This window comes from Rhodococcus sp. NPDC003318 (assembly GCF_042879035.1).
In the GTDB taxonomy this organism is placed as follows: Bacteria; Actinomycetota; Actinomycetes; order Mycobacteriales; family Mycobacteriaceae; genus Rhodococcus_G.
In genome coordinates this window covers 26,820-48,179 of the sequence record NZ_JBIAOU010000012.1, presented here as the reverse complement: position 1 = coordinate 48,179, position 21,360 = coordinate 26,820, and the positions used below count along the sequence as shown (strand labels likewise).

The 21,360-nt window shown below is 67.7% G+C and carries 18 protein-coding genes and 3 pseudogenes; 15 read left to right on the top strand and 6 right to left on the bottom strand.

Features of this window, described 5'->3' with window-relative positions; genetic code table 11:
* Positions 1-57: 57 nt before the first annotated feature.
* Positions 58-510 (bottom strand): STAS domain-containing protein, encoded by a 453-nt coding sequence (locus ACFYVR_RS18675; protein WP_387475805.1) that lies wholly within the window; start codon positions 508-510, stop codon positions 58-60.
* Positions 511-812: 302 nt separating this feature from the next.
* Between ACFYVR_RS18675 and ACFYVR_RS18670 the strand changes: the two genes are divergently transcribed.
* Positions 813-1,466, top strand: a complete 654-nt coding sequence (locus ACFYVR_RS18670; protein WP_387475802.1) for a phosphate uptake regulator PhoU — start codon at positions 813-815, stop codon at positions 1,464-1,466.
* A 48-nt stretch (positions 1,467-1,514) separates the two neighbouring features.
* On the opposite strand, the gene ACFYVR_RS18665 is transcribed toward ACFYVR_RS18670, so the two are convergent.
* Entirely contained in the window at positions 1,515-1,943 is a 429-nt protein-coding gene (locus ACFYVR_RS18665) for an STAS domain-containing protein (RefSeq protein ID WP_387475799.1), read from the bottom strand.
* Between the two features lie 1,079 nt (positions 1,944-3,022).
* Here ACFYVR_RS18665 and ACFYVR_RS18660 point away from each other — a divergent pair.
* From ACFYVR_RS18660 to ACFYVR_RS18650, 3 genes and pseudogenes are all read left to right on the top strand, one after another.
* Entirely contained in the window at positions 3,023-3,391 is a 369-nt protein-coding gene (locus ACFYVR_RS18660; RefSeq protein WP_387475796.1) for a hypothetical protein, read from the top strand.
* Positions 3,392-3,930: 539 nt separating this feature from the next.
* Positions 3,931-4,124: pseudogene (locus ACFYVR_RS18655) on the top strand (ferredoxin).
* Between the two features lie 30 nt (positions 4,125-4,154).
* Positions 4,155-5,183: a zinc-binding dehydrogenase gene (locus tag ACFYVR_RS18650; protein WP_387475794.1), complete on the top strand. Its 1,029-nt coding sequence runs from the start codon at positions 4,155-4,157 to the stop codon at positions 5,181-5,183.
* A gap of 140 nt (positions 5,184-5,323) precedes the next feature.
* Here ACFYVR_RS18650 and ACFYVR_RS18645 read toward each other — a convergent pair whose 3' ends face one another.
* Complete coding sequence (locus ACFYVR_RS18645) at positions 5,324-5,455, bottom strand: hypothetical protein (protein ID WP_387475792.1); 132 nt, start codon at positions 5,453-5,455, stop codon at positions 5,324-5,326.
* Positions 5,456-5,542: 87 nt separating this feature from the next.
* On the opposite strand from ACFYVR_RS18645, the gene ACFYVR_RS18640 reads away from it, so the two are divergent.
* The 10 genes and pseudogenes from ACFYVR_RS18640 to ACFYVR_RS18595 all read left to right on the top strand — a co-directional run bounded on the left by ACFYVR_RS18640 (position 5,543) and on the right by ACFYVR_RS18595 (position 15,499).
* On the top strand, positions 5,543-5,674 hold the full coding sequence (locus ACFYVR_RS18640; protein ID WP_387475790.1) for a hypothetical protein: 132 nt from the start codon (positions 5,543-5,545) through the stop codon (positions 5,672-5,674).
* Positions 5,675-5,705: 31 nt separating this feature from the next.
* Positions 5,706-5,965, top strand: a pseudogene (locus ACFYVR_RS18635) (transposase); the annotation flags it as partial.
* Between the two features lie 250 nt (positions 5,966-6,215).
* Positions 6,216-7,040: a GntR family transcriptional regulator gene (locus ACFYVR_RS18630; protein WP_387475788.1), complete on the top strand. Its 825-nt coding sequence runs from the start codon at positions 6,216-6,218 to the stop codon at positions 7,038-7,040.
* On the top strand, positions 7,040-7,267 hold the full coding sequence (locus ACFYVR_RS18625) for a ferredoxin family protein (protein WP_387475786.1): 228 nt from the start codon (positions 7,040-7,042) through the stop codon (positions 7,265-7,267). The genes ACFYVR_RS18630 and ACFYVR_RS18625 overlap by 1 nt, the downstream gene beginning before the upstream one ends.
* Before the next feature lie 18 nt (positions 7,268-7,285).
* The gene (locus ACFYVR_RS18620; protein WP_387475783.1) at positions 7,286-8,704 is read left to right on the top strand and encodes an ABC transporter substrate-binding protein; all 1,419 of its coding nucleotides are present in this window, start codon (positions 7,286-7,288) and stop codon (positions 8,702-8,704) included.
* Entirely contained in the window at positions 8,701-9,546 is an 846-nt protein-coding gene (locus ACFYVR_RS18615; RefSeq protein ID WP_387475781.1) for an ABC transporter permease, read from the top strand. Before ACFYVR_RS18620 ends, ACFYVR_RS18615 begins: the two co-directional genes overlap by 4 nt.
* Complete coding sequence (locus ACFYVR_RS18610; protein WP_387475778.1) at positions 9,543-10,367, top strand: ABC transporter ATP-binding protein; 825 nt, start codon at positions 9,543-9,545, stop codon at positions 10,365-10,367. The genes ACFYVR_RS18615 and ACFYVR_RS18610 overlap by 4 nt, the downstream gene beginning before the upstream one ends.
* Positions 10,367-13,060 carry a fumarate reductase/succinate dehydrogenase flavoprotein subunit gene (locus tag ACFYVR_RS18605; protein WP_387475775.1) on the top strand — a complete coding sequence of 898 codons (2,694 nt, stop codon included), beginning with the start codon at positions 10,367-10,369 and terminating at the stop codon, positions 13,058-13,060. Before ACFYVR_RS18610 ends, ACFYVR_RS18605 begins: the two co-directional genes overlap by 1 nt.
* A gap of 234 nt (positions 13,061-13,294) precedes the next feature.
* Positions 13,295-13,554: pseudogene (locus ACFYVR_RS18600) on the top strand (IS3 family transposase); the annotation flags it as partial.
* A gap of 772 nt (positions 13,555-14,326) precedes the next feature.
* Positions 14,327-15,499, top strand: coding sequence for an AAA family ATPase (locus ACFYVR_RS18595; protein WP_387475772.1), 1,173 nt, complete (start codon positions 14,327-14,329; stop codon positions 15,497-15,499).
* A 259-nt stretch (positions 15,500-15,758) separates the two neighbouring features.
* Here ACFYVR_RS18595 and ACFYVR_RS18590 read toward each other — a convergent pair whose 3' ends face one another.
* Positions 15,759-16,028, bottom strand: a complete 270-nt coding sequence (locus ACFYVR_RS18590; RefSeq protein ID WP_387475769.1) for a hypothetical protein — start codon at positions 16,026-16,028, stop codon at positions 15,759-15,761.
* 62 nt (positions 16,029-16,090) lie between these two features.
* Here ACFYVR_RS18590 and ACFYVR_RS18585 point away from each other — a divergent pair, with 62 nt between their 5' ends.
* Positions 16,091-16,219, top strand: a complete 129-nt coding sequence (locus tag ACFYVR_RS18585) for an Rv1535 domain-containing protein (protein WP_387475767.1) — start codon at positions 16,091-16,093, stop codon at positions 16,217-16,219.
* Between the two features lie 31 nt (positions 16,220-16,250).
* Here the strand turns inward: ACFYVR_RS18585 and ACFYVR_RS18580 are convergent, their stop codons facing one another.
* Both ACFYVR_RS18580 and ACFYVR_RS18575 read right to left on the bottom strand, forming a co-directional pair.
* Positions 16,251-20,762 carry a cation-translocating P-type ATPase gene (locus tag ACFYVR_RS18580; protein ID WP_387475765.1) on the bottom strand — a complete coding sequence of 1,504 codons (4,512 nt, stop codon included), beginning with the start codon at positions 20,760-20,762 and terminating at the stop codon, positions 16,251-16,253.
* A gap of 47 nt (positions 20,763-20,809) precedes the next feature.
* Positions 20,810-21,193 carry a hypothetical protein gene (locus tag ACFYVR_RS18575; protein ID WP_387475762.1) on the bottom strand — a complete coding sequence of 128 codons (384 nt, stop codon included), beginning with the start codon at positions 21,191-21,193 and terminating at the stop codon, positions 20,810-20,812.
* Positions 21,194-21,360: the final 167 nt, after the last annotated feature.

Sequence of the window (21,360 nt, the reverse complement as noted above, 5' to 3'; positions counted from 1 at the left end):
CGATGGGGGAGGCGCTGATTGAGGAGCTCACGAGTGACATCAACGCGACGGAGCTTGTTACACCGGTTGCCTCCTGCTGCTTGTCCGTAGGTGGTCGAGGCCGGTGTGGGCGGCCAGTTCGGCGCGGCGGGCCTCGACCGCGTCCCGGACGGTGTCGAAGCAGCGGAAGTGGTGCTCGAGTCCGGTGACCTTCAGGGCTCGTGTGCAGGTGGGGCCGTCGGGGACGAGGAGCATCGCCAGGCCGCGGCACTCGGCGCGGTGTTGTGTGTCGGCGAGTGCTTCGATGCCGGAGATGGAGACGAAGTCGATTCGGGTCAGGTCGACGATCAGTGTGCGGTGCGCGTCGCTGATGGCCTGCTCGATTCCGGCGGTGAACTCGCCGATCGCGGGGGTGTCCAGGTCGCCGGTGATCGTGGCGATGGTGGGTCCCGGACCGTTGATGCGGCATCGTCCCGGTCCCTGGTGAGCCTCGGGGAGTGACAGCTCGATGCAGTGGACATGGATACGCATGATCGACCTCCGACGGGGTTGTCGACCGCGACTGAACTCTCAAACCGCACCCAGCGGGGTGCGTGGAGATTCGGGAATCGCGACCAACAGCAGGCTTCAGGGCCGTTAGTGTCGAAGTCGAACCCGGCTACCTCTATGACGGTACTCCCACCGGGCGCCGCCGCGTCCCGTGATCGTGCCCGCCATCGAACACCCGCAGAGCCGCGGTGACGGGGCGGTTCGGTTCCTGTTCACCGGGCACTTCTAGAGTCCGACCGACAACGTTACGGCCACGCGACCGGCCGGGAGACAGGTGGTGCAGGATGCGCACGACATACGAGCAGCAGCTCGGCGAGTTGACCGAGCGCCTCGGTGAGCTGGCGAGTGTGGCCGAACGCGCACTGCAACTGGCGTCGACCGCGTTGTTCGACGAGGACCTTGCTGCGGCGGAGCAGGCACTGGACCTGCAGGAGAACATTGCCGCGGCGGAGGCCGAGTGCCGCGATCGGACGGTGGTGTTCCTGGCGTTGCAGAGCCCGGTGGCCGGGGATCTGCGGCACGTGTTCGCCGCTGTCCGCATCGCGGAGAATCTGGCGCGGATGGGGGAGCTCGCGCTGCATATCGCCGAGGCCGTCCGCCGCCGCTCACCACAGAAACTGGTCCCCGACACGGTCGACGAGCTGGTGCGGGCGATGGCCACCTTCGCTGCGACCATCGCGGCGCTGGTGACCGATGCGGTCACCACACCGACACTCGAGGCGATCACCCGGGTACGGGCGACCGACGCCGATCTCGACGCCGCCCACGCGCGGCTGCTGGCCGCGCTGGAGGCCCCGGACTGGACGCACGGGGTGCGGGCGGCGATCGACCTGGCCCTGATCGCCCGGTTCTACGAACGCTTCGGCGACCAGGGCGTCGACGTCGCGGACCGCTTGTACTTCTTCGTCACCGGACGCCGACCGACCACAGCCAACTGAGGCACACACCCGAGGCGGGACTGGTTGGGACCCGTCAGCCGGCCGGGGTCAGCTGGCCTGTGCGTGCGAGGACGTCGTGTCCTGCTGGTGCGCCCTCTCGGCGCGGATGTCGTCGACAGCGGTCGCGGTGGTGCGGTGGCAGCGAAAGGTGTCGAGGAGGTCGGTCGCGACGAGGGTGTGCCGTGCCGCCCGGCCCGGCACCAGGTGCAGGTCGAGGTTACGCAGGGCGGCGCGGGCGTGCCCGTCGGCGAGGATTTCGGCTGCCGCGATGCTCAGGAAGTCGACGTGGGACAGGTCGATTACGCATGCCTGCGGTGCGGAGTCGATCGCGCCGCCGAGCGCGGTCGCCAGTTCGGCGACCGTGGACGCGTCGACCTCGCCGGTGACGGTGACGACGGTGGTACCCGACGAAGTGGCATTACGGCCGCCGCTGAGGCAGACGGTGAGCGGTTCGTAGTGGACTGTGTGTACGTGCACGGCCAACCCCAATCGCAGTGGCAGCCGCAGACCCGGACGCAGCCGACCATGGTCTCCTTCACTGAAGGGTTCCGGTCGACAGCGTTGTCCGTGCCGTCGACACGACCAGGGTTCAACCCGCTTCCTTGTCTAACAGATTTCCCGTCCGTCCGCACCCGACGACGTCCCAGCCTGGCACGATCCCGCGACCCGGCCGCGAACGCGGTGGCCAGGACGGTCAGTGTGGACCACCAAGGCTGGGAACTGTCAGGTGGTGCCACCTCCACCTGACGGTTCCCGGACTTCCGACACATTTGACGCCCCGGCCATTCAAATCCAGAGGTGCGCCCGGGACCGCAACTTCCGGCGACGCGTCGTGAAACCAAAGTTGTTGTCGTGCAGACTAGTTTGTCTGCCGATGGAGTGCTCCAGCTACAACAGCAATGGCCAGGACCCCGGCTGCACACGGCGCTCATCTTGCCTTGTACGCCACTCTGACGTCTTCATGGGGTCGATCCAGGCCGGTTCGGTTTCCCGTAGTCGGGGGAGGAGATGGCGAAAACTGTAGGAGTACAGCCTATTTGCATTGCCGGCAAGGCGAGACTACAGCCTGGCTGTAGCTCAGTTGCATGGAGGCCAGTAGGAAGTAGTTGCTGGGCCCGGCGGGAGGTCTCTCACCGATCGGTGTCTCAGAACCGTCCGGTTTTGGACACGCTGGGAACGGGGTGTGAGGACCTGACGGTGACCAGGCCGACCGCGACTTCCCGTCCATTCTCGTGCCCAGCAATCGTCCGCTGAGAGCAGGTGTCGGCACGCCGTCCGGTATCCGAGTACTGCCGATGCAGTAGACAACGTGATCTGCACAGACGATTCGTTCGGGCGCCGGGTCGGGCAGCATTGGCAGTACCCGAAACACGTCTTGTGCGTCGGCGCGGGTACTGGTTCAGCGCTCAATCGGTGACATCAAGAGCGTGTGTCTGTGCTGGTAACCGTAGGTGCTGTACGTCGATGACGGTGGACTGGGAGCGGATTCGCCGAACACGTCCCAGCTCTGCAGGTTTCAAGAACTCAACCCTTATCCACCGCATCGAAGGAGCCCCATGCGATCCATTGTGCCGCACATCGTGTTGACCACACTCTTCACAATTGCAATCATCGGAACAGTATTCTCCCCACTTGCCTTCGACGGAACGACTCTGACTGCAGTCAAAGTGGGGTCCATACTGTCCTCACTGCTCACCGGATTTCTGCTCGCCCGCCTTGAACCGGTCAAATCATTCCTCCAGCGCCGATCGGTACAGCTGTTTCTGTTCGGGTTCAACGCCGTCGCAGCGGTAGGCGCGTATCTTCTCCTCACCGGTAGCGACCAGATAGGTGCTGTTATCGGGCTCGGCTCCGTCTCGTTGATGGCCGCCGTCGGGCTTGTGCGGACGCGCCGTGCACGCTTGGAGCGTGAGGTGTCCGCGTGAGCACTTCCGCGAACGTACGGATCATCGGCGGGACAGCGGCCAGGCCTTTCGAGTGCCGAAGCTCTACGAGCCAAGCGGTATTCGGGAGCGATCACCGTACTCAGCGCAGAACGGCACCTGCCCGTACGCCCGACCACCGCCGTCCAAACACATCTTTTCCGGTGTCTTGGGAACCCGCCAGAGCAGTTCTGCGCACGAACGAACACATGAACGCTTGGACGCCGAGTCGTCCTCGGGAACCACGCGATCTCACGGGACACTTCCGCGCACCGTTGTCACGATTCCGGACACGAAACCGCCGCCGGTAGCAATTGTCATCGCAACCGGCCGCCCTTCGACGCTTCCGGATCAAGGTGGGTCGGCCGGTGTTTGCGTTCTGCGCACACTCGACGGACGGTTCGTGGCGCGTTTGTCGGCAGGAGGGAGGCACCGGCGCGTACTGAGTGGAACATGCCCAACCGAACGCGGCTCCACTGGCAGCAATCGTCGACGCCCTCACCTGAGTCAAAACCGTCCCATCCGCCACCTCGAGGAGAAGTATGAAAGTCGCCATCGACCAGGAAAAGTGCGTCGAGGCAGGGCAACGTGTTGCCGCAGCCAGGAGGTGTTCGATCAGCGCGACGACGACGGGATCGTGGTCCTCCGTGAGGACCACCCTTCCGACAGCCAAGCCGAAGATGTTCGCCACGCCGCCATGGTCTGCCCCGCACTCGCCATACACATCGACGAATAACCGCCATCGACTCAGAAGGAATTGAAAACAATGAAAGCAGCAATTTACAACGGCCGAGGTGAAGTCGAGGTAGTCGAGAAGCCAACTCCTACACCGGGTCCGCGGGACGTTCTGTTGAGAAATCTGCACGCCAGCATATGTGGCTCAGATGTGTCTGCCTACCTGCACGGTCCCCAAGCGCACCGAATCTTCCCCGGAAGTGAATTCGGCCACGAGATGATCTCCGAAGTCGCGGAGGTGGGTCGAGAGGTGACCGGATTGACCGTCGGGGAGCGGGTATATCCCTACCCCGTATACGCCGCAGGAACGACCGCCACACCGGGCACGCTCGGCGGATTCTCGGAATACATTCTCGTGCGGGACTGCGAAGTGGGTAAACATGTTTACCCTGTGGACCCGTCTATTCCAACCGATGTCGCGGCTATGATCGAACCCTTCACAGTCGCAACGCACGCCGCTCGCCGAGCCAACCCGCGCGCCGGAGAATCGGCCATCGTCTTCGGATCGGGCACGATCGGGATCGGTGCGGCGGTAGCACTGAGTCATCTGGGCTGCGCCCCCGTCATGGTTGTCGACGTATCGGATTTCAGGCTCGCGAAAGCAGCCGAATTGGGGTTCGCGACCTGCAATTCGAGAACCGAGGATCTGCGTTCGAAGACCCTCGAAGTATTCGGGTCGGCTCGAGCCGTCGAGGGAGAGACCGCCGACATCGACGTCGTCGTCGAGGCGACCGGTAACGACTCGATCATCGGCATTTACCAGGACATGGCCAAGCTCTACAGTCGCATGGTCGTTGTAGGCGTGCACGACCACCCGGTGCCGGTCGACATGTCTCGCCTGGCGTATTCGCAACAGACGCTCATCGGCTCGGGAGGATATACATCCGCGGACGTGGCCACCGTCATGGATATCATGATCAACGGCAAGTTCGATCTCGGATCGATCGTCACCCAGCACTTCACCCACGACCGAATCGCCGAAGCACTCATCACCGCCAGTGACGTGGACCGCGCCCTGAACGTCCAGATTGTCTACTCACCCGGGATCGGGGTCCGGTAATGGCGGATGGTTGATTCACCGAGCGACGGCGAAACGCCATAGTGGTATAGCTCGATCCCGCTGCTGTAAAGCGCGACCTGAAGCCAAAGCGTGGACCCTCGTGCTCCTGCCGGTGCCGGTGCTCATCAGCCTCGGAGTGCTCACCACCCCTTCGGCAGTCCGGGCGGTGCCCGGTCCGGCAGCGTCCCGGCCCCGGTGATCCTCCTGGCCACCGCGGCCAGGAGCGCCGCCTTGCCGTCGGGGATGTGGTGACAGAGCGAGGCGGTGCTCACCCGAGACGGTGAGCGAGCTGCGGCAGGCTGAACACCGCCTCGCGGTACCTGGGCGCACCGTTGCGCAGGAGGCCTACCCAATCGAATTTGCCACCGATCGAGTCCGACGAACTGTTCGTCATCGCTATTGATGCCGGCGGTGACGATCGTGTCCTCGAGGCGGGCGACGACGTAGAAGTGCCCGGTGTCGTCGGCGGAGGTGACGTCGCCGGTCCGTAGCCACCCGTCTGGGGCCAGTGCTTCGGGCTGATGCTCTACCAACGCGATCGAGTCCGTCAATGCCCGCTATCGGCGGGCGATCCGGGTACGGAGCCATTTCCCGACCGAGCCGGCCGCGCTCGAATGTCTCTACCTCGCCACCCGGGCTCTGGACCTGACCGGCAAGGGAGAGCGCGATGGGCGATGAGGTGGAAGCCAACCTTGAACGCCTTCGTCATCACCTTCGACGGCCGCATCACCCCGAGTGAGAACCAAACCGATGTGCCAGAGCCGGATCCACCGGAAATCTGATGCTCCCACGTCGGTAGGACCCGCGTCGTGGGTATTCGGTTCAGGGTGATTCGAACTTCCACGGCGAGCTCCGGGGTGGCGCAGAAGCGCCGAAATCCTGCTGGGATGCTGGTCATCGACACGATGTGCGACATGCGCCTGGCGGATTTCCGTATCGCCTCCAACGGGTGGATACAGCGTGCTCAAACGGGCATGGATGCGCCGTTAGAGTGGCCGCCGTGGTTACCGACGTGCCGAGAGGAGGCGCCCGATGGTTGACTCTCACACTCCTGACAGTGGGGCTTCCGTAGTCCCTGGCGCAGACGCGGAGTTCCCGCGCAGTCTTGACGGCCGACGTGTGCGGGCCGACGACGCGCGCCGGTTCGCAGACCTACTTCGCAGACAGGTGCACGACGGTGTGTTCGTCGATGGTGCGCTGCCGTCCGAGACCAAGCTTGCCGCCGAGTTCCACGTGTCGCGCAACGCCGTACGTGAGGGCTTGGACATTCTGCGTGCGGAGAATCTCATCGTCCGGGCGCCGAAGGTGGGGACGAGGGTTTCGGGTCGCCGGTTCGAGCACGGGCTGGACGCGCTGGTCGGGCTGAAGGAGACATTGCGGGACTACGGCACGGTGCGCAACGAGGTTCGGGTCGTGACCGAGATCGAGCCTCCGCCTACTGTCGCTCGGCGGCTCGAACTCGACCCCGGTGCCCCGGTGGTGTACATCGAACGCGTCCGCTACCTCGGGGATCTGCCGTTGAGTCTCGACCTCACCTATCTGGTCCCGGACATCGGGTCGCAGGTCGCGAAGCGCGACCTGGTGCACAACGACATCTTCGCGCTCATCGAGACCGTCGCCGGGGAGCCGCTGGGTTCCGCCTCCGTCGCGGTGGAGGCGGTGTCCGCGGATGCGCACTCGGCAGCCAACCTGCACGCACCGGAGGGTGCGGCGCTGCTGCTGCTCGAGCGACTGACCCGGCTGGAGAGCGGCAGGCCCGTCGATCTCGAGTACATCAGGATGCGGGGAGATCGAATGACTTTACGCGGCAACCTCTCAAGAGATTCTGGCGCTTTTCCCGAATGGAAGGTTCAGTGATGGCACTGGTAGGCCAGCGCGCGGACGTGCCGGTGGTGATCGACGAGTCGCTGTGCATCGAGGGATGCACACTGTGTGTCGAGATCTGCCCGCTCGATTCTCTCGCGATCAATCCCGACAACGGCAAGGCGTTCATGCACGTGGACGAGTGCTGGTACTGCGGTCCGTGCGCCGCACGCTGTCCGACCGGCGCCGTGACCGTCAACATGCCCTATCTGCTTCGTTGATCAACCCAAGGACCCCCCGTGCGCCGAACCTTATGTGCGGCTGCGTCGCTCGCTGCCGCGCTCACCCTGTCTTCCTGCTCGTTGGAACCATCCGCCGTCACCGACGGGAACACCGTCACGGTCGTCGTCGGTTACCAGTCCAAGACCATCAATACCGTTACCGCCGGCACGCTTCTCCGCGCGAGGGGCTACCTGGAGAAGCGGCTCGACGAGATCACCTCCGATACCGGCACCCGGTACCGAGTCGAATGGCAGGACTACGACACCGGGGCCCCGATCACCGCGCAGATGGTCGCCGAGAAAATCGACATCGGCTCGATGGGTGACTACCCACTGCTGATCAACGGCTCTCGGACACAGTCGAATCCGAGGGCGCGCACCGAGCTCGTCTCGATCACCGGTTCTCACCCGGAGGGTGCTCTCAACATGGTTGTGGTGCCACCGGTGTCCGGTGTGCGCTCGCTGGCCGATCTCGCGGGCGCCACGGTGTCCGCCAGTATCGGCTCGGCTGGTCACGGCACCCTGGTACAGGCCCTGGACCGGGCCCACGTCGAGGGCGTGGAAGTGCTGAACCAACAGCCGCAGGTCGGTGCATCGGCCCTGGAATCCGGTCAAGTCGCGGCACTGTCCCAGTTCGTTGCCTGGCCCGGCCTGCTGGTGTTCCAGGACAAGGCCACGCTGCTCTACGACGGCGCAGAGCTGGGCGTACCCACCCTGCACGGGGTGGTGGTTCGGGAGGCCTACGCGGACGAGCATCCCGAGGTCCTCGACGCGTTCCTGCGCGCGCAACTCGACGCCACCCGGTTCCTCGTGGAGGAGCCATTCGAGGCGTCGCGGATCGTCGCGGATGGCAGCGGGCTGCCGCAGGAGGTCGTGTACCTGTACAACGGCCCCGGTGGCACGACGTTCGACACCGCGCTGGAGCCCGCACTGATCGACGCGTTGAAGGGCGATGTGCCCTATCTGAAGTCGATCGGCGACTTCGCCGACCTCGACGTCGACGGATTCGTGAACGACGGTCCCCTGCGGTCGGCGTTCGCGGCAGAGGGCCTGAACTACGATGCCGCGGTCGCGGACACCTCGAACCCGAATCCCGTGACCGGTGCCGATCCCGTCTGTGGGCGGCCCTCCGACGACCCCAGCCTGGCGGGGGAGGTGTGGATCGCCGGTGACGCCGAACCGCAACCGAGTGCCGATCCCACCTGCCTGCTGCGCGCGGTCGGCGCGGCGCGGGCGACCGGCAGGGAGGTGCGCGCGGCGTACGTGCCCGACACGGAGCTCGGGACACGGTGGTTCGCGGACAAGGCAGTGTGGGTCGTCGACGGGCAGCGGTACCTCCCGTTCACCACGACGGCGGGCGCCGAACGGTACCTCGCGGCGCATCCGGGATCGGTTCGGGTGGATTACGACACGGCGGTCACAGGAGGGTTGGGATGACCGCGACGGTGGTTCGTCCCGCGGAGGACACGACGGCCCGGGTGCGGGCGCCGCGGCGGAGGTCGCGAGTGTGGGACTCCTGGCTGATCCCGGCGCTGTCCGTGACGGTGGCACTCGGTGTGTGGCAGGTGTTGACCACCGCCGACGTGCGGATGGGCGTGCGATTCGACACGTTGCCCTCGGTGACGGAGGTCCTGGCGGCGTTCTCGGATCAGCTGGGAACACAGGTCTACTACCTCGATCTCGCCCAGTCGGTGATCCGGATCCTCACCGGCTTCGGTCTGGCCGCCGTGGCGGGGGTGGCCGTCGGCGTCGCGCTGGGCCGGTCCCGGCCTTTCGCGAGGGTGTTCGGTCCGCTCACCGAGCTGGTGCGACCGATTCCGGCGATCGCGGTGGTGCCGGTGGCGATCCTGCTGTTCCCGACCGACGAGGCGGGGATCGTGTTCATCACCTTCCTCGCCGCGTTCTTCCCGATCATGGTCAGCACCCGACACGCGGTGCGCGCATTGCCGACCATCTGGGAGGACTCGGTCCGGACGCTGGGTGGCAGCCGCCGGGACGTGCTGGCCGGTGTCGTGCTGCCGGGCATCCTGCCGGGCGTGTTCGGCGGGCTGTCCGTCGGCATCGGAGTGGCGTGGATCTGTGTCATCTCGGCCGAGATGATCTCCGGTCGCCTCGGCGTTGGCTACCGCACCTGGCAGGCCTACAGCATCGTCGACTATCCGGCGGTCTTCGTCGGCATGGTCACGATCGGCGTCCTCGGATTCCTCACCTCCGCCGGCGTCGAACTGCTCGGTCGCCGCTTGACCCGCTGGCTGCCGCGAGGGGAGCACACGGCATGACGCATGTCGGCACCAAGACCACGGAGCAGGGGATGGCGCTGCATCTCGATGCGGTCACCCTCCGCTACGACTCGCAGGACATCGTCCGGGCACTGACCCTGGACGTGCGGCCCGGTGAGATCCTCGTCCTGACCGGCCCCTCCGGCTGCGGCAAGTCCACCGTGCTGCGGGGACTCGCCGGATTGCTGGCCCCGGCGAGCGGCGAGGTCCGCGCCGACAACATGGTCGTGCACACCACCTCCCGTGATCGCGCGATGGTGTTCCAGGACGACGCCCTGCTGCCCTGGCGGACCGTGCGCGCGAACATCGAGCTGGCGTTGCGCCTGCGCGGTGTGCCGCGCCGGGAGCGCCCGGCAGCGGCGCAGACCTGGATACGAGAAGTCGGGCTCACCGGGTACGGCGACTACCTCCCGAAGAACCTGTCGGGAGGGATGCGGCAGCGCGTGCAGATGGCGCGTGGACTGTGTGGTGCGCCGCGGGCGGTGATGATGGACGAGCCGTTCGGCGCCCTCGACGCGCAGACTCGCGGCGTCATGCAGCAGTTGCTGCTCGACACCTGGGCGGCACACCCGACAACCGTGGTGTTCGTCACCCACGACGTCGACGAGGCAGTCCTGCTCGGCGACCGAGTGGCCGTTCTCGGTCGCGTGGGTGAACCGTTGCGCGCCGTGGTCGACGTGCCCTTCGCCCGTGACCGCACCAGACGGGACGATCCCGCCACCCGCGCGGCGCGCGCCGAGGTGCTCGTGGCACTCGGCAGCGTCGGCAGCGATCACCTCGAACACCGGGCGGACGCCCGACACGAACTCGGAGAACACTGATGGACACCACACTGCAGGCGCCGGCCGTCGAGGACGCGATCCGCTTGGACTGCGACGTACTGGTGATCGGCGGGGGTACGGCGGGCACGATGGCCGCACTCACCGCAGCCGAGAACGGCGCGAACGTCCTGCTGCTGGAGAAGGCACACGTGCGGCACTCGGGAGCGCTCGCGATGGGCATGGACGGCGTGAACAACGCCGTGGTGCCGGGCAAGGCGGAACCGGAGGACTACGTCGCGGAGATCACCCGCGCCAACGACGGAATCGTCAACCAGCGCACCGTCTACCAGACAGCCACACGCGGGTTCGCGATGGTCCAGCGCCTCGAGAAGTACGGGGTGAAGTTCGAGAAGGACGAGTACGGCGAATACGCCGTGCGCAGAGTGCACCGATCCGGCGCCTACGTACTGCCGATGCCGGAGGGTAAGGACGTGAAGAAGGCGCTGTACCGGGTACTGCGGCAGCGCACAATGCGGGAGCGGATCCGAATCGAGAACCGGCTGATGCCGGTACGGGTGCTCACCGCGGGCGGAAGGGCCGTCGGCGCCGCCGCGCTCAACACCCGCACCGGCGAATTCATTGCGGTGGGCGCGAAGGCCGTGATCCTGGCAACCGGTCCCTGCGGCCGGCTCGGCCTTCCCGCTTCCGGATACCTGTACGGCACCTACGAGAACCCGACCAACGCCGGCGACGGCTACTCGATGGCGTACCACGCGGGCGCCGAACTCAGCGGCATCGAGTGCTTCCAGATCAACCCGCTGATCAAGGACTACAACGGCCCCGCCTGCGCCTACGTGGCCAACCCCTTCGGTGGCTACCAGGTCAACGCACACGGCGAACGATTCGTGGACTCGGACTACTGGTCCGGACAGATGATCGCCGAAGTACGCCGGGAGATCGACTCCGCGCGCGGACCGATCTACCTCAAGGTCAGCCATCTGCCGGAGGAAACCCTCGACACACTCGAATCGATCCTGCACACCACCGAACGGCCAACCAGGGGCACCTTCCACGCCGGTCGCGGACACGACTACCGCACTCACGACATTGAGATGCACGTCTCCGAGATCGGCTTGTGCAGCGGTCATTCCGCGTCCGGCGTGTGGGTGGACGAGAACGGCGCCACCACCGTCCCCGGCCTCTACGCCGCCGGTGACCTGGCCTGCGTGCCCCACAACTACATGATCGGCGCCTTCGTGTACGGCGACCTGGCAGGCGCGCACGCGACATCGACACTGGCCGAGGTGCCCGCGCCCGTGGAGCTGCCCGCCGACCAGCTCAGTGCCGCACACGAACTCATCTACCGGCCCCTGCGCAACCCCGACGGACCTCCGCAACCCCAGGTCGAGTACAAGCTACGTCGATTCGTCAACGACTACGTCGCCCCACCGAAGACCGCGACCAAACTGTCGATCGCTGTGGAGACCTTCGACAGGATGAGCGCCGAATTGGAAGGAATGGGCGCGCGGACACCGCACGAACTGATGCGCTGCGCCGAGGTGTCATTCATCCGTGACTGCGCGGAAATGGCGGCCCGCAGCTCGCTCACCCGAACCGAAAGCCGTTGGGGCCTCTACCACGAGCGCGCCGACCTCCCCGAACAGAGCGACTCGGAATGGGGATACCACCTGAACCTCAAACGCGGCGGCGACGGAGAAATGCAATTCCTCAAGCGACCCGTCGCGCCGTATTTCGTTCCGGTGCCCGGACTGGACTCGCTGCCTCCCCAAAACCAGTCGGTGATCCCGATCGAACAGCCCGCGCTCGTGGGTGGCCGGGCGCCGGCGTCGGCGCCGGACCGAATCGTCCACTCTGCTCGTACCGAGCCGTCGTCGCCGGCGATCGTCGAACTGCTCGCCCTCGACGCCCCGGATCTGCCGGAACTCGAGCCCTACCTGACCGCCACGGACCCACGAGTGCGGGCGACCGCCCTCTCCGTCCTCACCGAAGGCACCCCAAACGGTTTCACGAGTGCGCTGATCGACGCGCTCGGCGACACCGCACTCGACGTCCGCCGTCGAGCAGCCGAATCGCTGCGGGAACTGGTCGAGGTGCTTCCCGGCGTGGACGGCCTCGCTGCACACCTCACCTCACCGGACCCGGTGGTCCGTGCCGCGGTCCTCGACGTGCTCAGAGCGCACCGGGCCGGCTCACCCGAGCAGTTCCGTGCCGCCCTCGCCGACACGGACCACCACGTGCGGATCGAGGCGGTCCGTGGCCTGGTGTCGCTGGATCTGTGGGCCGACGTCGCGTCCGCGAGCCACGATCCCGACCGCCAGGTGCGCGTGGCGGTGGCGCACGGACTCGCGACCATCGGCCAAGGCGGACCGGGCGCGGTCCGTGGACTGCTGTCGGACCGTGACGCGTTGGTCCGGGCCGCGGCACTGACCGCGTTGACAACGCTCGGATGCGCCGGACCCGACACCGAGTCAGCCGTCGCGGCATTACGGGACTCGGCGTGGCAGGTGCGCCAAGGCGCCGCGCGAGCGCTGGCCGCCGCCGACCCGAAGCTGGCAGTACCCGCGCTCACCTCGGCGGCGCACGATCCGCACCTGGACGTCCGCAAAGCCGCGGTGATGGCGTTGACCGAGCACACGGGGCACCCAGATGTGGTCGAGGTACTCGAACGCGCCCTCGACGATCCCGACGCGGACGTTCGGGCCTATGCGCGACGGGCACTGCTGGTGGCCTGATCACCTCCGTGCTCACCGCGACTGCAGGCGCCGGCGATGCGCTGCGTCTCGGTCGAGACCGGTGGGAGCGAGCATGCTCTGGTGCCGAACAGGCGACGGGTCCGGTCACGTTCCGGGGAGGGCCCGCACCCTCCGTGTCCGGGTCTCCGATGGTCTACGACTGACCGGGAACCGGAGTCTCCCTCACTGTCCGCCCGATCTATTCCCAGTCCCTCGCCGAGCCGGCGCCGAGCTCGGTCCAGGAAGTTCGTTCATGCATTGGCACACAACAGCTTACGTGGATCGATGGGCCAGGTCGGCGCATGCGGTGACAATGCTGCGATGGAGTCGTGCTTCGTCCTTCTGCAACGCAACGTACTCGACAGGCACGCTGGAGAACCCGCGAACAACTCCGCCTGGCCATCGTCCAATGGATCGAAAGGACGTATCACCGCAAACGTCGACTCGGTAGCGCACACCGATCGAGTCCGTGTGCGCCGACCGCGACGGCGGCGCCCCTTTGGGACAATCACCCAGGCCGCAACCGCGGCTCGAGTCACCCAACCCCCGGGTCAACCGAACCGGGGGCAGTTCCGTCTGACCACTGGCCTTGGCATAGAACGCTGGGTGTCAGGGAGGGCTCATCTGACCAGTCGTCGCCTGGACTGCCCGCCCCGACGGGCTCTTTCGGAAGTCCCAGCTCACAATCGAGCTCGGAGTCACGCGAAGCCAGGCGTGCCTTCCGTCTGCAACGAACCGATCGGTGCCGGTGTACTTGCGAGCGAACGCCAACTCCACTGGGTCGAGACTCGCGTCCGGGTTCGACTCGCGCGGTACTTCACCGACAGCCTCTGCGGTTCCTCGGATTTCAACCCCACGCAGTTCCGCAAACACGTCTCCGGCGTCGATCACAATCGCGACGCGTCCCTCACGCTGGATATCGGTCCACCGCTGACTACGGACGATCGAGTTCAACCAGATGCTGGAGACAATGGATTCGGATGTCGCGACCACACCGCGGCGAGTGGGTAAGTCCCCCGGGGTGATGGGAATCGATGAGGGTCTGACCTGCGAAACCGGTGGCGTCGCTGTGAACCACACAGCAGGCCACCGGATCACCGGCCACAGGACGCTGGCTTTCGGCAACGGGGTGGCTCAGGCACCCCAGCTGCGATGTCGGCGAGTCGTTGTGATCGGCGCTTGTAGGCAACTGTGGACTTCTATCAGCGGATATGGGATCTTTCCCATAAGAGACCATAATCGTCCATAAGGCGCTAGAGTTGAGGCATGGATCCTGCACTGAACCCGTTCAAACCGGGATCTGGCCTCCGCCCCCCAGCCCTGGAAGGCCGCGACGCCGAGCGAGAGCAATTCGACCTGCTCGTCGCCCGCAGCAAACATCGCAACTACGACCGCGGCATAATGCTGTCCGGCCTACGAGGCGTCGGGAAAACCGCACTGCTCAACACCCTCGCCGAACATGCCGAGAACCAAGGCTGGTTGACCATCGGGCTTGAGGCACGACCGAACGAGGCAGGAGTATCAGCCGTCCGTGCGAAGCTCGGCAATGAGCTCGTTGCCGGTCTGCGCCGATTCAGTCGCCGCCACAAACTGCAGAAGGCTCTTGACGGACTCGTCGAGCTTGCCCGCGGATTCACGCTCGGTGTCGGCGTCGGACCGGCGAAGGTGGAATTCAAACTCGGCCAGCAGGCCGCAACAGGTGACCTCGACCTGGATCTCGAAGAGCTCGTTGAGGCCATCAGTGAGGTGATGAAGAAGCGCGCCACTGCATTCGGTCTGTTCATCGACGAGATGCAAGACCTGGACCCTGATCTGCTCAGCGCGCTACTCGCAGTCCAACACCGCGCAGCACAACGCGAATGGCCCTTCTTCGTTATCGGCGCCGGACTGCCGAGCTTGCCTTCGGTCTTGGCCGACACCCGCTCATACGCCGAACGTCAATTCGCCTACAGCACAATCGGACCGCTCACCAACCGCGACGCAGCCGATGCCATTCGGATCCCCGTCGAACAGAGCGGGGGAGCGCTAACTCCAGAGGCACTCGACATCCTCGTCGAGGCGAGCGGCGGGTACCCGTACTTCCTTCAAGAGTTCGGCAAAGCAGTGTGGGCCGTCGCACCAGAGGCGCCCTTCACCGAAGACGACGCACTGTTTGCAGTCGAGGAAGGCCGGCGAGCCCTCGACGGCGGCTTCTTCCCCTCCCGATGGAACAGGGCAACCGAACGCGAACGCCGCTACCTGCGCGCCATCGCCGCAACCGGCGAGACCACGCCACGATCGGGCACAGTCGCAGCTGCGATGGGGCAAACAACCACTGCAGTGAGCGACGTACGAGACTCTGCAATCAAGAAGGGCCTGATCTGGTCGCCTGAACACGGCCGGATCGGATTCACCGTACCCGGCATGGACGATTTCATCCGCCGCCAGCCAACCGAATGAGCCGCAGGCCGGCTCCCCGGTACTACGGCGAGTTCTGGACCGGGTTGCCGGGAGCGTCGAGCGTCTGCCCGCCGCCGCTCCGGAACTCCTCGACTCCGTGCTGACCATCGCCCGATGAACCGGGCCACCTGCCGGGCATCGTCGACATCAGCAACCACATCATCATCGCGATCGGTCGCCTGCCCTGAGGTGACGCGGGGGGATTGCTTCTCTGTGCCGGGCTTGGCCGTGTGTGACATTCCAGCTGTCAGGCACTGGCCTAGGCGGTTTCGAGTGCTTCGCCGATGTCGTGCAGGGTGCGGTGGTGCTGTTCGGTGGTCAGGATGTGCCCGCCGACGACGATCGCGGCGACGGGCCATTCGATGATCTCCAGCGCCGCGAGTCCGCCGAGAGCGATGTAGAACGCCAGATGCTCGGGGCGCGGGATTCCGACGCGCCCCACGATCGGCAGGGTCACGGCGAATCCTTCGGCTTCGTGTACGCGGGCCACGAGGTCCCGGTGGGATGCGGTGGGTGTTTTGTCGGTCATTGCTTGCCTCCGTACTGGCTGGCGTTTACCTGGAGTTCGTGTCGGGACCGCATCGTCGCGGGGTGGCGAAGACTGTGGTCGATGTGGGTGTGGAGCCGGTGGTGTCCGCCGTGACGCGGGTGCTCACCCCGCCGTTGCGTGACCTGTACGCGCTGTTGGCGCGGATCGGTGTGGTCGAGATCATCGACTGAGCCGCTCCGCCGACCCGTGTTGGTGGACGGTTCACGGCGTGCGCCGTCCGGGTTCGTGGACGTGACCGTCCGGGTGGGACGGGGTGCGGGCGCCGGTGTCACCGGCCCGCAGCAGTTCGCGGACCGCACGGTTGACACCGGGTGTGCGTGCGACCAATTCGGGCGCGATCGAGGCCATCGCGGTGGCCGCGGCGGCGGATCCGAGTGCCTGTGTCCACCCGAGTGGTCCGAGGGGCACGCAGCCGAGGAACTGGCTGATTCCGGGGGTGCTGAGCAGTGCCACCATGACGGCGAGGGACCCGACCGACGTGGCGACCACCAGCGGTCTGCGGGAGTCCAGCAGGATCTGGCCGAGCTGGGTGCCGATCAGCGCGGCCAGGGCGACGGTGGAGGCCCGCCGGCGGGTGCCGGTGAGGCCGGCCATGGCCCAGGCCGCGGTGGCACCGACCGCGGTGGTGGTGCCGCGGAAGGCGACGGTGCGCAGCATGGCGGCCTCGTCCGGCCCGCCGGCGGCGACGCCGTTGTGGCGTGTCGAGCTGACCGCGAGAGCCGCCGCGGGCAGCGCGTCGGTGAGCATGTTCACCAACAGCAACTGGCGCGCGTTGAGCGGCGAGTGTCCGGTGATGATGCTGCCGATCAGCTCGAACGCGACCTCGCCGACGTTGCCGCCGACGAGCACCGCGACCGCCGCCTCCACCCGCCGCCACAGCTGGCGTCCCTCGTCAAGGGCGTCGAGCAGGGCCCCGACCCGGCCGTCGAGGAGCACGACGTCCGCGGCGCCGCGGGCGGGTGCGCTGCCGTGGGAGGCCACCCCGATCCCGACACTGGCGGCGCGGATGGCAGCGGCGTCGTTGGCGCCGTCACCGACCATCGCGCACACCCGGCCGATCCGCTCCAGGGTCTGCACGATCTGCACCTTGTGTTCGGGGGACATCCGGGCGAACACCAGACGGTCCAGCACCGCGCGTTCCTGCTCGCGGTGCGAGAGGGCGTCCCAGTCGGCTCCGCTGATCACCTGGTCCGCGGTGATCGGCATGCCCAGTTCGTCCGCGATGGCGACGGCGGTGACCGGGTGGTCCCCGGTGATCAGGCGGACGCCGACATCCTGGTCCAGCAGGCGGGGGAGCAGGCCCGCGGCGTCGGCGCGCGGGGTGTCGGACAGCCCGAGCAACCCGACGGGTCGAAGTCCGTGGCTCGCGAATTCTGCCAGGGCGTCCGGGTCGTCGGCGGCCGCTTTCGCGTCGGCCGGGGTGAGATCGCGCTGTCCGACGGCGAGGACCCGCAGCCCCGCGGCGGCCATCGCATGGACTCGCTCCGCGCGCGGGGAGTCCTCGGAGTCGCCGAACGCCTGCAACATCACTTCGGGTGCGCCCTTGACCGCGAGATGCGTCCCGGACATGGCGGCGGCGTAGGAGCGACCGGAGCGGAACGGCAGGTAGGCCTCTCGCGCCTCCCGGCTTTCGTCGGCGAGTTCCTTCTCGGCGGCTTCGACGACGGCGACGTCGGTGGCGTGATCGGGCGGCCCACCGTTTGCCGACCACCCCGTGCGGGCGGCAAACGCCAGAACCTGGCTTCGGGTGAATCCCGGTGCCGTCTCCGCGGCCGCCACCCGCAGCCGGTTCTCGCTGAGCGTTCCGGTCTTGTCGAAGCAGACGACGTCGACCCGGCCGAGCGCTTCCACCGAGCGGGGGGCCCGGACCAGGGCGGAGGAGGCGGTGAGCCGGCGGGCGGCGGACATCTGCGCCAGGGTGGCCACGAGCGGCAGTCCCTCCGGGACCGCGGCGACGACGACCGCGACACCGGAGGTGACCGCGGAGCGCACACCGGCGCCGCGGAGCAGGCCGAGCGCGGTCACGATGGCGCCGCCGCCGAAACTGATCGGCATCGCCCGGCGAGTCAGCCGAGCCAGCTGTGCCTGCAGTCCGACCTCGCGCACCTGTGCCGGCGCGAGGGCGGTGGCACGCCGGGTCTCGGTGCCGCGGCCGGTGGCGGTCACCAACGCCACGGCGGTGCCGGTGAGCACGGTTGTGCCGGCGTAGAGCATGCAGGTGCGTTCGGCCAACGGCACACCCGGCGTGGGTGCCACCTGTTTGGCAACCGGTAGCGATTCCCCGGTCAGCGCCGATTCGTCGACCTCGACACCCGTCGCCTCGAGCAGCCGTCCGTCGGCGGGAACCACCTCACCCGGACGGACCTCGATCACCTCCCCGGGCCGGAGCCGGGCCGCGGTGACAGCGGCGTGGTCGACGGTGGTGCCCTGGCCGGTGACCCTCCTGGCGGGTGGGTCCTCGGCGGCGAGAAGTCGATTCAGGACCCCTTCCGCCCGCAGTCGCTGGGTTGCCGAGATTCCGGCGTTCAGTACCAGGACGGATCCGACGAGGACGGCGTCGACCGGGGAACCGAGCACCGCGCTCGCGGCGGAGCAGGTCGCCAACACCGGTGTCAGCGGATCGTCGAGCTCCACCCGCACAGCGCGGAGGAAGCCCCACGCTGCGGCGGCGGGCCAGGTGACGATCTGGGTGAGCCACCCCGCGCGCGAACCGAGCAGCGCCCGGGGTGTGCGCCGCCGACGCGGCGACACGGCCCCTCGCGGCGGTGGCGTGGGCAGCAGTCGTCGGGCTTCGTCGGCCGGCATCGCATGCCATTCGTGTCCCGGCCGGGGTTCGGGCAGCGGTGCGGTCAGCACCGCGCGAGCCTTCGCCCGTCCCATCCACAGACCCACGGCGGCACCGACGGTGACCGACTCCGGTCCGGTGCCGGGTACGCCGGGCAGCATCAGCAGGGTGCCGAGGGCGGAGGCCTGCGCGGAGAGTTCGATGCCGCGGCGGCTGGCCGTGCGGGCCGCCGGGAGCGCGTGCAGGACGCGCCACACCCCGGTCAGATCGCCGGCCCACAGGTGCGCATTCCAGGCCGGGGGAGCACCGTCGCGGATGACGCCGACACCGACGTCGGCCAGGTCGAGGGCCTGCGGCGCGTCCACCGCGAGCACCATGACCGTCGCTCCGCGGCGTCGACGCTCGTCCACCACCTCGCGCAGGGTGTCGTCGATCGATCCGCTCAGGGGCTCGAGGTGATCGAATCCGTTGCGGAGCGAGCGGAGCGCGTCGTCGTCGATCGAGACGACATCGGTCTTCGCGCGCCGGGCTTCCGCGACTACAGCAGAGGCGTACCGGTCGTGGACCGGGCTGACCAGCACGCGCGCGTCGTCGTCGGCCTCGATGCCGGCGGCGCCGGGTAGAGCGGTCACCGGATGCCAGCCCGCCCCGAGGCTCCCTTCCCGCACGGCGGTGCGAGCCGACTCCCACACCCGAGTGCGATCGCGGTCCTTCACCCCGGTCAGGCGGCTGACGGTGAGCAGCGGGGTGTAGAGGACGCGGGGATCGACGACCACCGCATCGATCCGGTCCAGATGGCGAAGCGCCTCGGGTCGCAGGGGCAGCACGTCGTGTCGGTCGGCCAGCCCGCGGCCGAGGGTGCCGGCGAACAACTCCCGCGCCGCGCGGGTGGCCTTGGGGGCGGCCACCAGCGTCGCGGTGCCGAAGCCCGCCGGCGTGCGGGTCAGGGCGCCGATCGCCACGTCGCCGGCCAGCCCGGCGAGCCCGGCACGCTCGGCGTACCGCTCGACCGGACCGCTCCTGCGTGCCGGCCGCCACCCCGACCGCGGTGGGCCGTCGACACCGGCGGGAAGGTCAGGCTCGATCCGCTGCCACGCCCGTCGACCCGACCAGCTCTCGGCGACCAGCGCCCCGCGCCGGGCGGTCTCGACGGCCAACGCATCCGGTGACAAGGTCAGCGTGTACGCCGCCGCGGTGACGGTCGCGAACAGCAGATCGGTGGCACCGGGCCCCACCGCGGTCTCGACCAGTCTCCGCAGCCGGGGCTGATAGTCGACCGAGATCACCCCCGAGGCCAGGACCCGGGGAAGCCCGGGCAGGCGCAGAAGGCGACCCGCCAGCGCGGCGCCCAGTCCCACCGCCGAGGCCGCGGCCGCCATCGTCCGGGTGAGAAGAACCGTGTCGTCACCGGGAAGATCGACGGGACGTTCCCCGGACATCCCCGAGGCTTCGGCGTTCGTGGCCTCGGCGTTGTCGGCTCCGGTGCGCTCGGCCTCGGCGACCACCCGGCACAGTGTCTGCGCGCTGGGCCCGTTCGGGCCGGTGGACACCACGATCCGTGACCACGGACTGTGCATCTGCGCGTCTTCGACCCCCGGCAGGCAGCGGACGGCGGCCAGTGCCTGCGCGGCCACCTCCGGTCCGTGCGGGCCGTCAAGACCGCGCACCTCGACCCAGGTGCGCCCGGCACCCGAACCGCACCGCCGTGCCGGGCTTCCCCCGGCGGCCTCCCTCGCGACGCCCGCGGCCTGCCTCGCGACACCGGCGACCGAGCGCGCGAGCACCTCGGGTGACGGGGAGATCGCGGCGACAGCCCCGGGAGCTCGCAGCAGCACCGCACCGACGCGGAGGGCGGTCGCCGTCCCGGCGATGGTGGCGCCGAGGGCGGAAGCCGCGCCGGCACCTGCCACGTGGGTCCCGGTGCGCATGCACCGGCTGGGGACGGACCCGAGGCCCCTGACCCGTGTTCCGGTACTCACGGGTGCCGCTGCGCCGAGGCGGACGAGGAACGGTTACTCGAGGCTCTGCGCGACGACGCCGTCTGCCTGTCCCGTGACGTCGTGGTCGGCTTGGTGGCGGCCTCCGGCTGAGGTCTGACGAGGCGCAACACCAACGCCGTGCCCCCGGCGGCGAGAGCGACCGGCCACACCACACCGACGGTGCCCGCCGCTCCGATGGTCGCCAATGCCGCCGGTGTCGAGTGTCTGCCGTACTGTGCGCCGTCGTAGGCGCCCTCGACCACACCCTTGATGCCACCGCCCACGCTCCCCACGGCCGCGCCACCCACCGCACCGACCACGGCGGTCGCGGCCTCACCGGCTTCGGTAATCACCCGCGCGGTGCCCCTGACAAGGTTCATTTCGTCCACCCTCCACCAACGCCCACCGCCGATTCGGGTAGCCAGGTGGGCCGGATTTGGCCACCGCAACCCCTGTGCCCGGTGGACGGCGAATGAAACGCAGCGATGAGAAGACGAACGATCATGACGTTTCCTTCGGTGTGCCTTCGGTGGTCACACGGAAGCTC

Excerpts from the sequence above, each read along its gene's own strand:
- ACFYVR_RS18615 (WP_387475781.1), top strand. The coding sequence starts at position 8,701 with ATGACCGCGACGGTGGTTCGTCCCGCGGAGGACACGACGGCCCGGGTG.
- ACFYVR_RS18580 (WP_387475765.1), bottom strand. The coding sequence starts at position 20,762 with ATGCGCACCGGGACCCACGTGGCAGGTGCCGGCGCGGCTTCCGCCCTC.
- ACFYVR_RS18675 (WP_387475805.1), bottom strand. The coding sequence starts at position 510 with ATGCGTATCCATGTCCACTGCATCGAGCTGTCACTCCCCGAGGCTCAC.
- ACFYVR_RS18630 (WP_387475788.1), top strand. The coding sequence starts at position 6,216 with ATGGTTGACTCTCACACTCCTGACAGTGGGGCTTCCGTAGTCCCTGGC.
- ACFYVR_RS18660 (WP_387475796.1), top strand. The coding sequence starts at position 3,023 with ATGCGATCCATTGTGCCGCACATCGTGTTGACCACACTCTTCACAATT.
- ACFYVR_RS18625 (WP_387475786.1), top strand. The coding sequence starts at position 7,040 with ATGGCACTGGTAGGCCAGCGCGCGGACGTGCCGGTGGTGATCGACGAG.
- ACFYVR_RS18575 (WP_387475762.1), bottom strand. The coding sequence starts at position 21,193 with ATGAACCTTGTCAGGGGCACCGCGCGGGTGATTACCGAAGCCGGTGAG.
- ACFYVR_RS18595 (WP_387475772.1), top strand. The coding sequence starts at position 14,327 with ATGGATCCTGCACTGAACCCGTTCAAACCGGGATCTGGCCTCCGCCCC.
- ACFYVR_RS18590 (WP_387475769.1), bottom strand. The coding sequence starts at position 16,028 with ATGACCGACAAAACACCCACCGCATCCCACCGGGACCTCGTGGCCCGC.
- ACFYVR_RS18610 (WP_387475778.1), top strand. The coding sequence starts at position 9,543 with ATGACGCATGTCGGCACCAAGACCACGGAGCAGGGGATGGCGCTGCAT.
- ACFYVR_RS18605 (WP_387475775.1), top strand. The coding sequence starts at position 10,367 with ATGGACACCACACTGCAGGCGCCGGCCGTCGAGGACGCGATCCGCTTG.
- ACFYVR_RS18670 (WP_387475802.1), top strand. The coding sequence starts at position 813 with ATGCGCACGACATACGAGCAGCAGCTCGGCGAGTTGACCGAGCGCCTC.
- ACFYVR_RS18650 (WP_387475794.1), top strand. The coding sequence starts at position 4,155 with ATGAAAGCAGCAATTTACAACGGCCGAGGTGAAGTCGAGGTAGTCGAG.